Source organism: Pedococcus sp. P1_H8 (assembly GCF_056405175.1).
This window is the reverse complement of record NZ_JBFUCP010000007.1, coordinates 250,519-263,604: the sequence shown is the minus strand read 5'-3', so window position 1 is coordinate 263,604 and position 13,086 is coordinate 250,519. Positions and strand designations below refer to the sequence as shown.

The 13,086-nt window shown below is 71.1% G+C and carries 10 protein-coding genes; 2 read left to right on the top strand and 8 right to left on the bottom strand.

Annotated elements, in window-relative coordinates; all coding sequences use genetic code 11:
- Positions 1-141 precede the first annotated feature (141 nt).
- The gene (locus AC1DYG_RS12275; RefSeq protein WP_477640141.1) at positions 142-2,079 is read left to right on the top strand and encodes a DUF6541 family protein; all 1,938 of its coding nucleotides are present in this window, start codon (positions 142-144) and stop codon (positions 2,077-2,079) included.
- A 67-nt stretch (positions 2,080-2,146) separates the two neighbouring features.
- Here AC1DYG_RS12275 and AC1DYG_RS12270 read toward each other — a convergent pair whose 3' ends face one another.
- Both AC1DYG_RS12270 and AC1DYG_RS12265 read right to left on the bottom strand, forming a co-directional pair.
- Positions 2,147-3,190 carry a glycosyltransferase family 2 protein gene (locus AC1DYG_RS12270; RefSeq protein ID WP_477640140.1) on the bottom strand — a complete coding sequence of 348 codons (1,044 nt, stop codon included), beginning with the start codon at positions 3,188-3,190 and terminating at the stop codon, positions 2,147-2,149.
- Entirely contained in the window at positions 3,187-4,755 is a 1,569-nt protein-coding gene (locus tag AC1DYG_RS12265) for an LCP family protein (protein WP_477640139.1), read from the bottom strand. The genes AC1DYG_RS12270 and AC1DYG_RS12265 overlap by 4 nt, the downstream gene beginning before the upstream one ends.
- A 161-nt stretch (positions 4,756-4,916) precedes the next feature.
- On the opposite strand from AC1DYG_RS12265, the gene AC1DYG_RS12260 reads away from it, so the two are divergent.
- Positions 4,917-6,170, top strand: coding sequence for an LCP family protein (locus tag AC1DYG_RS12260; RefSeq protein ID WP_477640138.1), 1,254 nt, complete (start codon positions 4,917-4,919; stop codon positions 6,168-6,170).
- Between the two features lie 111 nt (positions 6,171-6,281).
- Here the strand turns inward: AC1DYG_RS12260 and AC1DYG_RS12255 are convergent, their stop codons facing one another.
- The 6 genes from AC1DYG_RS12255 to AC1DYG_RS12230 all read right to left on the bottom strand — a co-directional run bounded on the left by AC1DYG_RS12255 (position 6,282) and on the right by AC1DYG_RS12230 (position 13,082).
- On the bottom strand, positions 6,282-7,448 hold the full coding sequence (locus AC1DYG_RS12255; RefSeq protein WP_477640137.1) for an acyl-CoA dehydrogenase family protein: 1,167 nt from the start codon (positions 7,446-7,448) through the stop codon (positions 6,282-6,284).
- A 121-nt stretch (positions 7,449-7,569) separates the two neighbouring features.
- Positions 7,570-8,751 (bottom strand): DegT/DnrJ/EryC1/StrS family aminotransferase, encoded by a 1,182-nt coding sequence (locus AC1DYG_RS12250; RefSeq protein ID WP_477640136.1) that lies wholly within the window; start codon positions 8,749-8,751, stop codon positions 7,570-7,572.
- Complete coding sequence (locus AC1DYG_RS12245) at positions 8,748-9,788, bottom strand: SDR family NAD(P)-dependent oxidoreductase (protein ID WP_477640135.1); 1,041 nt, start codon at positions 9,786-9,788, stop codon at positions 8,748-8,750. The genes AC1DYG_RS12250 and AC1DYG_RS12245 overlap by 4 nt, the downstream gene beginning before the upstream one ends.
- Positions 9,785-10,840: a nucleotidyltransferase family protein gene (locus AC1DYG_RS12240; RefSeq protein ID WP_477640134.1), complete on the bottom strand. Its 1,056-nt coding sequence runs from the start codon at positions 10,838-10,840 to the stop codon at positions 9,785-9,787. The genes AC1DYG_RS12245 and AC1DYG_RS12240 overlap by 4 nt, the downstream gene beginning before the upstream one ends.
- The gene (neuC, locus tag AC1DYG_RS12235; protein ID WP_477640133.1) at positions 10,837-12,036 is read right to left on the bottom strand and encodes a UDP-N-acetylglucosamine 2-epimerase; all 1,200 of its coding nucleotides are present in this window, start codon (positions 12,034-12,036) and stop codon (positions 10,837-10,839) included. Before neuC ends, AC1DYG_RS12240 begins: the two co-directional genes overlap by 4 nt.
- Entirely contained in the window at positions 12,033-13,082 is a 1,050-nt protein-coding gene (locus tag AC1DYG_RS12230) for an N-acetylneuraminate synthase family protein (RefSeq protein WP_477640132.1), read from the bottom strand. Before AC1DYG_RS12230 ends, neuC begins: the two co-directional genes overlap by 4 nt.
- Positions 13,083-13,086 lie beyond the last annotated feature (4 nt).

Genomic DNA, 13,086 nt, shown 5'->3' with positions numbered 1-13,086 from the left:
GTGGCGACGAACTCGGCCAGAACCCGCTCGTATGCTGTCCGCCATGACCCGACCGTTGCGCCAGCCCGGCCGCCACGCCCTCCGAAGCCGCGGGCCCGTCGACCTGAGCCACGGACTCGTCGACCGGGCGACGCGACCCTGATGGGGCTCGGAAGCACCACCTGGCTGGAGGCCCTCCCGGTCGTCCTGGTCGCCGCTGTGCTGCTGGTCGTCCCCGGAGCCCTGGGCGCCCGGATCACCGGCCTGCGGTGGCCCACCGCCCTCGCGGTCGGGCCGCTGCTCGGCACGACGACCATCGCCCTGGCCGGCGCCGCGGCGGCGATGGCCGGCGTCTCGTGGGGCGCGCTGCCCCTGGCGGCGGGGGTCCTCCTCCTGATCGGCGCGTGCGCCCTCGTGGGTCGCCTCCTGCGGTCCCGCCCCGAGGCCGCCGACGACGGCAGCCTGTGGTCGTTGCTGGCCGGAACCGCGTTGTCGGCCGTCGTCGTTGCCCTCGTCGTCCTGCCGGTCAGCGGTCGGCCGACGAGGTTCCCCCAGAGCCCCGACACGATCTTTCACCTGGGGACCATCCAGTGGATGCTCGAGCGGGGCGACGTCTCCACGCTCCACGCCGGCGGTTTCGCCGCCTCCGGCACCGGTGGCTTCTACCCCGCGGCCTTCCACGCGGTCGCCGCCACGGTGGCCCAGCTGACCGGCAGCACCCCCGTCGTGGCGGCGTCCGCGACGAGCCTGGTCCTGGCAGCAGTCGTCTGGCCCCTCGGACTCATGCTGCTGGCCCGGCGGGTGCTGGGCACCGGATGGTGGCCGACCCTGGCCGCGTCGCTGGCCGCAGTGGCGTTCTCCGGATTTCCGTTCTGGATGGAGGGCTACGGCGTCCTGTGGCCCAACCTCTACGGCCAGGCCCTGCTGCCGGGTGTCCTCGCGCTTCTGGTCGTCGTGGTCGACGGGCCGGTCCGTGCCCGCTCGGCACTCGTGGTGATCGGCGCACTGCCGGGCCTCGCGGCGGCGCATCCGAGCGCGTTGATCGCCTTCTTCCTCCTCGGCACCCTGGTCGGGGTTGCCGGACTCGTGCGCGGCGCCTGGCGACTGCGCCGGAAGGACACCCGTGCCGCCGTGGGCCTCGTCGGCGCGGCCCTCGCGGTGTTGCTCATGGCCGGAGTCAGCTGGGTCGCCGCGACCCGGGTGTCCACGGCGATGCGCGCCTCGAACGGGCCCGGCCCGGAGATGTCCGTGCACGACGGGCTGATCGACGCCGCCTTCTTCGCCCCGAGGGACCTGCTGCCTGTGTGGGGCGTGGGTCTGACGGTGGCAGTGGGCGGCCTCGTGCTCCTGGTGCGCAGGTCGCAGCTGTGGCTGGTGCTCGCGCACGGCGGCGTGTTGGCGCTCTACCTCGCGATCACCCTGGTCGACACCCCGCACACGCGATGGTTCACGTGGCCCTGGTACAACAACTCGCCTCGGCTGGGGGCCCTGATGGTGCTCACGGGCGCGGTCCTGGCCGCGGCTGCGTTGACCGGGGTCACCGAGCTCGTCGTCGCGGTCATCCGGCATCGCCGGCCACGCACCCACCCGGCGCCGGCGATAGCTGCCCTCGTGGCCATCGCCTTCGTGGCCGGGACGGCAGGGCTCGGGATGCACTCCCATCGCCAAGCCCTGCGACCCTTCTTCGTCACCAGCGGTCGCGGCGCCTGGGTCAGTGAGTCCAACCTCGACGCCCTGCGCACGCTGGGGGCCCAGGTGCCCGCGGGCGACGTGGTCGCGGCCAACCCGTGGCGAGGGGGCACCTACCTCTACCTCACGAGTGACCGGTCACTGCTTTTCCCGACCGAGAAGTCGTGGACCGAAGGCGACCGCGAGCTGCTCGGCCTCGACCTCGACCGGGCCGCGGAAGACCCTGCGGTGTGCGCGGCGGCACGACGGCTGGGCGTCTCCCACGTGCTGGTCGGCGGGGCTTCCAAGACGGGGAGCGCGTTCCAGAAACGACGCTACGCAGGCATCGACGACGTGCCCAAGGCCGCCGGGTTCACCGAGGTCGGCAAGGCCGGCGACTACACCCTCTACCGCCTCGACGCCTGCCGCTGAAGGACCCCGCCACCGCGCGGGCCGCTGGGACGCCGCGAGGGCGCGACGCGGCGGCATACGTTGATGCTCAGGTGTCGATCCGCACCCTGCTCGACAGGAAGCCCCAGCCCCAGCTCAGGTGCATGGTGGGCAGGATGACCGGCAGCCACAGGCGGTCCGCCGCGTGCAGCCGCGCGTCGCGCACCGTCAGCCCACCCACGGTGGTGAGGGCGAGGTATGCCGCGGGGACCAGCCACAGGGGCCACCAGACGAAGCCCCCGACCAGTCCGGCGAGGAACCCGACGAGCGCCGCCGGCGGGGCGAGGTAGCGCGCGTTGATCGTGCCCGCGTGGGTGCGGGCCACGACCCGTCGCCACCGGCCGTAGTCGCGGTACTGCCGGGCCAGGGCGGCCAGGGTCGGCCGCGGACGGTAGGCCACCCGGAGCCTGGGCGAGAACCAGACGAGCCCGCCGGCCTCGCGGATCCGGTGGTTGAGCTCCCAGTCCTGGGCGCGCACGAAACGCGGGTCGTAGCCGCCCAACCTGCTGAGCCACTCACGCCGGAACACGCCGAGGTAGACCGTGTCGGCCGCTCCGGCCTCGCCACCGGTGTGGAACCGTGCGGCTCCCACGCCGAGCTTCGAGGTCATGGCTGCCGCGACGGCCCGCTCGAACGACGTGACGCCCTCGGCGTCCATCAGGCCGCCGACGTTGGCGGCCCCGGTCTCGGTCAGCAGGCTCACCGCGGTGCTGACGTAGTCTCGGTCCAGCACGCCGTGCCCGTCGACCCGGACGACGACGTCGACCTCGTCGAGCGCGTCCAGGGCGGCGTTCAGCGCCTCCGGGGTGCGACCCGAGGGGTTGGCCACGCTCCGCACGCGGGACTCGCGGTCGGTGATGCCCCGCGCGATCTCGTCGGTGCGGTCGTGGCTGGGTCCGAGCGCGAGGACCAGGTGGATCGGGCCGTCGTAGTCCTGCCCCAGCACGGCGTCCACCGCTTCCTCGAGGTGACGCTCCTCGTTGAGGATCGGCATCACCACTCCCACGCTGGGCAGCGCCGGCAATGACGGCAGCGACGGCAGCGGCGGCGATGGGGGCGTGGGGAGGGGTTCGTCAGGAGGAGTGCTGGTCATGAGGAGGACGAGCATACGGAGGAGAGGTCGCTCTCCGCCGCGTTCCCCGCCGCCTTGGCCGGGTCCTGCACGGCAGTGCCCGGCTGGCGCTTGGGCTTCACGACCGGCCGGGCCGAGGCCGGTGCCTGGCTCTTCGAGCTGGTGCTGCCCGCCTTCTCCGACGCGGCGATGGTGGACCGGACCGTCGAGGTGACCACCGAGGGGTCGTAGTCCCACGGCTTGATCAGCGGCGGGACGAAGTTGACGCCGCGGATCTTCTGCGAGCGCGTCTTGATGGCCAGGTCGGCGAAGCGTCCGAGCTCGGACTGGGGCAGGTCGGTCTCGATCAGCCCGGCGCTGGCCGTGGCGATCTTCTGGAACCGCAGCAGCACCGTCTGGGGGTCGAGCTGGCTCGCCATGGCCGTGGTGACGCACCGCTGCCTGGCCATCCGCTCGTAGTTGGTCGACCCCTGGCGGGAGCGGGCGTACCACAGGGCGTGGTAGCCGTCGAGGTGCTGGTGACCGGGCTCGATCCACCCGATGATGGGCGACGTGCCCCCGCCGATCGGCGTGCGGTGCTTGACCGTGATGTCCAGGCCGCCGACGGCGTCGACCATCTTGCGGAAGCCCTTGAGGTCGATCATCACGTAGTAGTGAACGTTGAGACCGCTGAGGGCTTCGACCGCCTCACGAGTGGCGACGAGGCCCGGGTCGCGGGTGCCTGCGGGAAACAGTGCGGCGTGCTCCTGCCCCCAGGTGTAGAGGCCGTTGAGCAGGCACTCGTCGCCGCAGTTCCAGCCCTCGGGCATCAGCCGGGCCATGGTGGAACCGGGGCGGAAGTTGATGTTCTCCGTGTCGCGGGAGAAGCCGAACGTCACCGCGCGGCCGGTCTTCTCGTCGAGGCTGACCAGCTGGATGCTGTCGGGCCGGGTGCCGACCCGGTCGCGACCGGAGTCGGCCCCGAGCAGCAGGATGTTGTAGCGGCCGTTGGTGGAGGCGATGGCGCTGTTGCCCTGGAACATCGCCCCCAGGGCCTCGCGCCCGGCACCCACGGTCTGCGCGGCATACACGAGGCCGCCCGAGGTGACCACGAGCAGCGCTGCGGTCAGCCCGGTGAGCCAGCGCCGCGAGGCGGCGACGAGCCCGCCCGGGCGGCCCAGCCGCCACGCGTCGACGAAGAGCACCGCCCACAGGGCTGCGAAGCCGGTGAGCACCCACTGCAGGCCCAGCATCAGCCAGGGACGGCCGACCAGCCCGAGGGCCGTCGACCGGCTGGCCAGGAAGAGCAGTCCCACCGCGAGCAGGAGCGCCAGCATCGTCAGCCAGACCCGCAGGCCGACGCGTCCGAGGCGACGGTTCCCTGCCACGAGCTGTGCGGCGCCGGGGAGCACCAACGTCAGGGCGACCAGGGTGAACGCACGCCGCCGCCGCATCCTGGGGCTGGCCGGGGTGGCATCGCCCAGTCGACGACCGGGGCCTCCCGACAGGTAGACGCCGTCAGCCGGCCAGCCGGAGGGCGACGGCCGGGAGCCGGTCGCGCGGCGAGGGACGACCAATCCCGGATCGGCGACGGTCGGGCGGCTCATGGTGCATCAGTATGGGACGCAACGGGTGAGAATTCTGTGACGCGTGGGATTCCAGAGTGTCGTGTCGCAGGGTCGGTTCGTCATGGAATCGGCGGTTCTGCGTCTAGGCGACTTCCGTGCGGCGTTTTGCCCGGACCACCCCCTCCCAGCAGACTTGCCGCATGAGTGGACGCCCCCAAGGCCCCGACGATGCACGCCCCATCCCCCAGGGTGGCGGTGGCAGCGGCGCCGACGCCGGGGGGGTGCCCGACGGCGAGGGGACGCCCGACGGCGAAGGCGTCTACACCGTCGACGTGCGTGGTCGGCGGCGCGACAAGGCAGCCCGCGCGGCCGAGTCGGCTCGCCCGGCCCCGGTCGCCACCGCGGGGCGGCCATCCGGCTCGGCCGGGGCACCAGCAGGGCCCTCGTATGACGACCCGTCGCCCCCGCGGCGCCGTCGCGGGTTCCCCATCGTGCGGGTCGTCCTGCTCCTGGTCGTGGCGTGGGTGGCATTCATGGTCTTCACCCCACTGCACGCATGGAACTCGGTGACCAAGGTCGACACCACGCCCGCCGGCACCCGACCCCCGGAGAGCAAGGGGTTCACCTACCTGCTCGTGGGGTCGGACAGTCGCGAGGGGCTCACCGCCGCCCAGCGCAAGGAGTACGCCACCGGCAACGCCGCGGGCCGCCGGACCGACTCGATCATCCTGGTGCACGTCTCCCAGAGCGGTGGCAAACCCGCCCTCATCTCGATCCCGCGCGACTCCTACGTGCCGATCCCCGGGCACGGCAGCAACAAGATCAACGCAGCCTTCGCCTTCGGCGGCCCGAACCTGCTGGTCCAGACCGTGGAGCAGGTCACCGACCTGCACATCGACGGGTACGTCGAGATCGGTTTCGCGGGCTTCGCGTCCGTCGTCGACAGCGTCGACGGGGTCAACATCTGCGTGCCGTTCCGGATGAACGACAAGAAGGCCGGCATCAACCTGAAGAAGGGGTGTCAGGTCCTCGACGGCAAGAACGCCCTCGGCTTCGTCCGCGCCCGCTACTCCGACCCGCGCGGCGACATCGGTCGCGCCGAACGCCAGCGCCAGTTCCTGGCCGCCATCATGAAGAAGGCCGCCACCCCCTCCACGGTGCTCGTGCCGACGCGCTACTGGGGGTTCACGCACGCCTCGGCGAAGGGCCTCATCGTCGGGGAGGACACCTCCCTGCGTGACGCCAGCCGGGTGCTGCTCGCGATGCGGGCCGTCTCCAACGACGAGGGGCTCAGCCTCGTGGTCCCGATCCAGAGCGTGAACTACCAGACGTCGGCCGGCAGCTCGGTCAAGTGGAACTCCCAGCGCGCCAAGGCGCTGTTCACCATGCTGCGCAACGACGAGCCCCTCGAGGCGCCTCCGGCGGGCACCGACGGCAAACCCTCCGGCGGCTGACCACACCTTTATCGGGTCTAGGGACAAGGGTGCGCTTCACCCGGGAACCGTTCCGGGGCGAAGCGCAACCTTCTCCGGCGAGGTATGCCGCGTGGGCGGCACACCTCGCCGTCACGCGAGGATCTGGCGGGCCATCACGACGCGCTGGATCTGGTTGGTGCCTTCGTAGATCTGGGTGATCTTGGCGTCGCGCATCATCCGCTCGAGCGGGAAGTCGCGGACGTAGCCCGCCCCACCGAGCAGCTGGACGGCGTCGGTGGTCACCTGCATCGCGACGTCGGAGGCGTAGCACTTGGCGGCCGCTCCGAAGAAGGGCAGGTCCTTGTCGCCCCGCTCGGACTTGGCCGCCGCGACGTAGACCATCTGGCGCGCGGCCTCGACGGCCATGGCCATGTCGGCGAGCATGAACTGGATGCCCTGGAACTCGGCGATGTGCTTGCCGAACTGCTTGCGCTCCTTGACGTAGCCGACTGCGAAATCCAGTGCCCCCTGGGCGATCCCGACGGCCTGCGCCCCGATGGTCACGCGGGTGTGGTCGAGGGTCGCGAGCGCGATCTTGAGACCCTCACCCTCGGCGCCGACGATGCGGTCGCCGGGGATGCGGACGTTGTCGAAGTGCAGCTCGCGGGTGGGGCTGCCCTTGATGCCGAGCTTGCGCTCCTTCTCACCGAACGTGAAGCCCTCGTCCGACTTCTCCAGCACGAACGCCGTGACGTTGTTGCCGCGCTTGCCGTCGGGGTCGGTGACCGCCAGGACGGTGTAGTACTCAGAGACGCCGGCGTTGGTGATCCAGGACTTCTGCCCGTTGACGATCCAGTCGTCACCGGCCCGCTTGGCGCGGGTCTTCATGGCCGCGGTGTCCGAGCCGGCCTCGCGCTCCGACAGCCCGTAGGAGAACGTCGTCCTCCCCTCCGCGAGGGGCGTGAGGTAGCGCTTCTTCACGTCGTCGTTCGCCGCGATGATCAGCGGCATCGTGCCGAGCTTGTTGACGGCCGGGATGAGCGAGGCGGACGCGTCGACCCGGGCGACCTCCTCGATGACGATGCACGTCGCGAGGGCGTCGGCGCCCACACCGCCGTACTCCTCGGCGATGTGGGGGGCGAAGAAGTCGGAGGCCACCAGGGCGTCATGCGCCTCCTGGGGGTACCGCGCCTCTTCGTCCACGGCCGCGGCATACGGAGCGATCTTGTCCTCGGCGACGGCGCGCACCGCCTCACGCAGGGCCTCGTGGTCCTCGGAGATCTTGAACAGGTCGAAGTCGCGGTTACCGGTGCTCACGGACTTCAGGTTACCCGCTGGTATGCCGTGGCGTCCCCGCCCCTGTGTGTGTCGCCGGCCACCCCGCTGCTCGCCAGGCACCCGTCGGCAGAGCAGTGGGAGAAGCGCAACACGGCTGGGATCAGCCGAAGTAGGCGAGGACCGCGTCGATGACCCGCTGCTGGTCGGCCTGGGTCAGCTCGGTCGCGCACGGCAGTGAGACACCCCGAGTGAACAGGCTCGTGCCCACCTCTCCCCCGAGGACGGCCAGGTCCGCGAACGGCGGCTGCAGGTGCAGGGGTCGCCAGAGCGCCCTCGCCCCCACACCGTGGTCGTTGAGGTGGGCCAGGAAGGCGTCGCGGCCGTCCGCCTCGGGGGTCAGGACGGAGTAGAGCCAGTACGTGGCGTCGTAGCCCTCGAGCCTGGGCGGCAGGACGAGCGGGGTGTCACGCAACGCCTCGTCGTAGCGCGCAGCGATCTCGTGCTTGCGCGACACGAACTCGTCCAGCCGCTCGAGCTGGGCCAACCCCAGGCCGGCAGCGATGTTCGTGAGCCGGTAGTTGTACCCCACCTCGTCGTGGAGGTAGCCGACGTCCGGAACCTTGGCCTGGGTGGTGAGGTGACGGGCCCGACGGGCCAGCTCCTCGTCGTCCGTGACCAGCATCCCGCCGCCACCCGTCGTGGCGATCTTGTTGCCGTTGAACGAGAACGCGCCGACCCGGCCCACGCTGCCGGTGTGCTTGCCCGCCAACGTTCCGGTCCCGGCGTAGGAGGCGCCGAGCGACTCGGCGGCGTCCTCGAGGATCGGAACGCCGTAGCGCTCGCAGATCGGGGCGATCGCCTCCAGGTCGGCTGGCTGGCCCAGGACGTGGACCACCTCGACCGCCTTGGGCATCGGCTCTCCGGCCTGCTGACGGCGCGCCAGCTCGCTCTCGAGCAGGACCGGGTCCATGTTCCAGGTGTCGGTCTCGGAGTCGATGAAGACGGCCGTCGCGCCCGTGTAGGCGATGGGGTTGACCGAACCCACGAAGGTGAAGTCCGAGCAGAAGACCTCGTCGCCCGGTCCCACGTCGAGCAGGAGGAGCGCGATGTGGATGGCGGCGGTGCCGGTCGAGCAGGCGACGGCGAACCGGCTGCCGACGCGCTCGGCGAACCGCAGCTCGAACTCGTTGACGAACGGGCCGACCGACGAGACGAAACCCGACTCAACCGCCTCGAGCACGTAGCGGCGTTCGAGTGCGCCGATGTTGGGAACGGCGAGGGGAATAGTGCCCTCCGGGCCACGGGCGCCCGGTGCGTGGGCCTCTCCGGCAGGGATGCTCATCGGTGGTAGTGCCCCGCGGTCTCCGCGTCGACCCGTGGCCGCAGCCACTCGGCGGTCCGGGACAGGCCCTCCTCCAGCGAGACGGTGGGGGCCCACCCGAAGGTGGCGTGCGCATTCGACGGATCGGACAACAAGATCTCGACCTCGGACCCGTCGGGCCGGAGCCGCGCCTCGTCCGTGACGATCTCCGCGGTGGACCCGGTGACCTTCTTGCACAGGTCGACGACCTCACCGACCGACACGGTGCGGCCGGTGCCGAGCTGCACCGTGGTGCCGGGGGCGACCTCCGCGAGGGCGGCGCGCACGAACCCGTCAGCGGTGTCGGTGACGTAGGTGAAGTCGCGCTTGGGCGAGATGGCACCGAGCTTGACCTGGGTGGCGCCGGCAAGCAGCTGGGACAGCACGGTGGGGATGACCGCCCGGAACGACTGTCGCGGCCCGAAGGTGTTGAACGGGCGCAGCGTCGTCACGGGGGTGTCGAAGGACAGCGCGTAGGACTCGCACATCTTGTCGGCACCGATCTTGGTGGCCGAGTAGGGCGACTGACCCCGCAAGGGGTGGGCCTCGGTGATCGGCACCTCCTCGGGTGTGCCGTAGACCTCCGAGGTCGAGGTGTTGACCATGCGGGGCGTCCCGTGGCGACGCACGGCCTCGAGGACGTTGAGCGTGCCGATGATGTTGGTCTCGACGTAGGACCGGGGTGCGACGTACGAGAAGGGGATCGCGATGAGGGCGGCGAGGTGCAGCACCGCATCGGCTCCCTCGACGGAGGCAAGCACATGCTCGGGGTCGCGGATGTCTCCGAGGATGACCTCCGCCTGACCGTCACGGACCGCCTGCTTGAACGGTTCGGACTCGTCGAGCCACCCCGTCGACCCGTTGGAGTTGTACAGGCAGAAAGCGCGGACGTGCGCACCGTCGGCCACGAGGCGCTCGACCAGATGGCTGCCGATGAAGCCGTCCGAGCCGGTCACGAGCACGGTCTTGCCCCGGAGGCTCCCCTGCATTGCCAGGGGGGTGAGCTCAGCGTCGGTCACGCCTGTCCTTTCGCGCGGGCGAGGTCCACGGGGGTGCCCACATCGATCCAGTCGGAGGAAATCGTCCATGCGGCAACACGGTCACCGCGGTCCAGACAAAGCTGGACCAGTCCCGGCATCGTACTGGCCTCCCCCTCGGGGAGCAGAGCCAGCGCCGCCGGCTCCACGGCATACACGGCCGCGTTGATGTTGAAGCGGATGGTCGGTTTCTCGGTCACCGCGGTGACGAGGTGGCCGTCGCTCTCGACGACACCGAAGGGAACCTCGTGCTGGTAGCTGCGCACCCCCATCGTGACCTGGGCCCCGCGGCGCCGGTGGAACTCCAGCAGCTGGCCGGTGTCGAACTCGACCATGAGGTCGCCGTTCATGACGATGACCGGGTCGGCGAGGTCGCCACGCTCCTGGCGCAGCAGGGTGAGCGAACCCGCTGTGCCGAGGGGGCGGTCGGGCTCCTCACGGAGGTAGCGAACAGAACACCCGAGCCGGGTGCCGTCGCCGAGGTGCGCTTCGATCTGGTCGGCGAGGTGGTTGACGCTGACGTAGACCTCGCGGATGCCGTCGCCGACGAGGTTGAGGATGATCCACTCGATGATCGACCGGCCCGCCACCGTCATCAGGGGCTTGGGGGTGTGCTTGGTGAGGTCGCCGAGCCGGGTGCCCTTGCCGCCGGCCATGATCACGGCGACGTTGGGCAGGGGGTCGGCTCCCACGACGTCCGAGAGGGTGTGCAGCCCGACCACGGTGCCGTCCTCCTCCACCTCGGGGACAGCCGAGATGCGCAGGGCACGCATGAGGTCGAGAACCAGGGCGCGAGGCGAGCCCGCGGCGACGGTCTGAGGAGTCGTCGTGGCGTGCTCGAGCGCAGGATCGTCGAGATGCGCCCCACGGAGCAGGGCCCGACGGACGTCGCCGTCGGTCAGCAGCCCGGCCAGCCGGCCGTCGGGCTCGGTGAGCATGCACAACGACGAAGCCAACGTGTCGATGACGATCGCAACGTCACGGAGGCTTGCGGTGGTCGGGGCGCAGGCCTCCTGCAGCTGGCGCTGGGTCACCGGTCCTCCTCGAGCTGGAGCGCCGACCCAAGGTCGACGAAAGGTTTCACGCGAGGCGATGCGGGCGCCTGCCGCACGATATCGAGGATGCGGTGACTGGCGTCTCCGCTCCCGTAGGGGTTGACCACTGTGCGAGCCTGGGCTCCGAACTCCGGGCTGAGCGCGACGGCGAGGCCCTTGCTCACGGCTGCGCTGCCCTCGGCCACGTCCACGACGTTGGCGCCGCGCAGCCTGCCCTGCTGCCGCGCGCCGATGTTGACCGCGGGGAGGTGCGCCGCAGCGGCCTCGATGATCCCCGAGGACGAGTTGCCGACCACGACGTCGACGCTCGCCAGGACGCGCGGGAAACGCGCGCCGAGAGCCTCGACGACGACGACCCCGGGTTCGCCGTCGGCCGCCTTGGTGAGGGCGGCGATGATCTCCTCGCGGCCGGCGTCCATCCCGGGATAGGTGGCCACCACGGTGCCGCAGTGCTCGAGAGTCGCCGCCAGCGCCTCGGCCGCCCACGCGCCCACCGGCGCGCCCGCCTCGGCGGTCGGAGGGTGGTAGGTGAAGAGCGCGACAGGGCGGCGCACGGGCACACCCAGCTGCTCACCCAGCTCGGCGTCGGAGTACGGCTCGGCCCTGGCCAGCCGGTCCAGCCCGGGCGCGCCGGTCACGTGCACCCGGTCGGCGGGCTCACCCATCTGGCGCAGTCTCGCGGCCGCGTCCTCGGAGGCGACGCAATGCTGGTCGGCGAGCTTGCTGACAGCGTGCCGGACGCGTTCGTCCAGAGCGCCCTCGGTCACCTCGCCCCCGTGCAGGTGCACGATGGGGACGCCGGCAAAGAAAGCTGGCGGCACGGCATACAACAGCTCCCACCGGTCGCCGAGCACGACGAAAACGTCAGGCGCGACCTCGCGCAGCAGCCGGGATGCGCCGGCCGCCAGCCGCGGACCGTGCTCGAGCATCGCCTCGACGGTGATCGTGCCGATCGGCTCGGCGAGCTCGTGGACGGCGTCGCGCCAGCCGTCCACCCGGCTGGTGGCCGGGAGCGCGGCGGCGAGCTCGTCACCGGCGTAGGCCACACCGGTGAACAAGTGCAGATCGATGTCCGCCGCGTCGGCGAGCGCCGTGATCACGGGCGACAGCGGTCCGAGGTCTGCCCGTGTGCCGACGAAGACTGCTACGCGCAGCCGTTGCCGCGTGGCGGTCATCGGGCTCCCGCGGGTGACAGGTCGTCCTCGCCGATGGGAGCGCCCGCCGGCACCGACCGGCCGAGACCACGGCCTCGGATGTCGACGGCAGGGCTGACGCCACCCTCTGGCCGCAGCAGGAGCAGGTGCTCGTCACCGAGGACGGTGCCCTCCGGCAGGTCTGCGGCCGCGTGCCAGCTGCGCCGAACCAGCGCCGCATTCTCCTCCTCCGACGGCATCCTCCGCTTGATCCCGTCGCCGAGCCCGAGCGCCAGCACCTTGGTCTGGGTCACGTAGTCGGTCAGCTCCGCGGGCTCGAGCGAGGCCCGGTGGTCCGGGCCGGGCAGGGTGCGGTCAGTCGTGTAGTGCTTCTCGAGGATGCTCGCCCCGAGCGCAACCGCGCCCAACGCGGTGGTCAGGCCGGGTGTGTGATCGGACCAACCCACCGGTATGCCGTGTGCTTCCTGCATCGCGGGGATGGCCCGGAGGTTGCACTCCTCGATCGGCGCGGGATAGGCCGAGACGCAGTGGAAGAGGATCAGGCCGGGCGCCTGCTCGCAGGCGCTCACGGCATCCGCGACCTCCTGCGCCGTGCCCATCCCCGTCGAGACGAGCAGGGTGACGCCGAGCGAGGCCAGTGCGCGCAGGTAGGGAATGTTGGTGAGCTCCCCCGACGACACCTTGAGGGCGGGAAGGCCGAGGGCGACGAGCATCTCCGCACTGGCGGTGTCGAACGGCGTGCTGAGGAAGGTGATGCTGCGCTCCGCGGCGTGAGCCTGGAGCTCGGCCCACGCCGTCTGCGGCAGGGTGAGCGCCTCGAGCAGCGAGCGCTGGTCCTGTGCGCCCCCGCGGGCGCGCTGGTAGGGCGTCGACGACGCAGTGCTCGACACGAGCATGGCGGGGTCGAAGGTCTGGAACTTGACCGCATCCGCGCCGGACTCGGCCGCCACGTCGATCAGCTCGTGGGCGAGCTGGAGGTCGCCGTTGTGGTTGACCCCCGCCTCGGCGATGACGAAGACGTCCCCTGCGGTGGGAATGCTTCGGCCTGCGATCTCGGCAGTGCGCATGAGT

What these genes read in the sequence shown, in the direction of transcription:
- AC1DYG_RS12230 (WP_477640132.1), bottom strand. Translation starts at nt 13,082, where the DNA reads ATGCGCACTGCCGAGATCGCAGGCCGAAGCATTCCCACCGCAGGGGAC.
- neuC (WP_477640133.1), bottom strand. Translation starts at nt 12,036, where the DNA reads ATGACCGCCACGCGGCAACGGCTGCGCGTAGCAGTCTTCGTCGGCACA.
- AC1DYG_RS12260 (WP_477640138.1), top strand. Translation starts at nt 4,917, where the DNA reads ATGAGTGGACGCCCCCAAGGCCCCGACGATGCACGCCCCATCCCCCAG.
- AC1DYG_RS12265 (WP_477640139.1), bottom strand. Translation starts at nt 4,755, where the DNA reads ATGAGCCGCCCGACCGTCGCCGATCCGGGATTGGTCGTCCCTCGCCGC.
- AC1DYG_RS12270 (WP_477640140.1), bottom strand. Translation starts at nt 3,190, where the DNA reads ATGACCAGCACTCCTCCTGACGAACCCCTCCCCACGCCCCCATCGCCG.
- AC1DYG_RS12275 (WP_477640141.1), top strand. Translation starts at nt 142, where the DNA reads ATGGGGCTCGGAAGCACCACCTGGCTGGAGGCCCTCCCGGTCGTCCTG.
- AC1DYG_RS12250 (WP_477640136.1), bottom strand. Translation starts at nt 8,751, where the DNA reads ATGAGCATCCCTGCCGGAGAGGCCCACGCACCGGGCGCCCGTGGCCCG.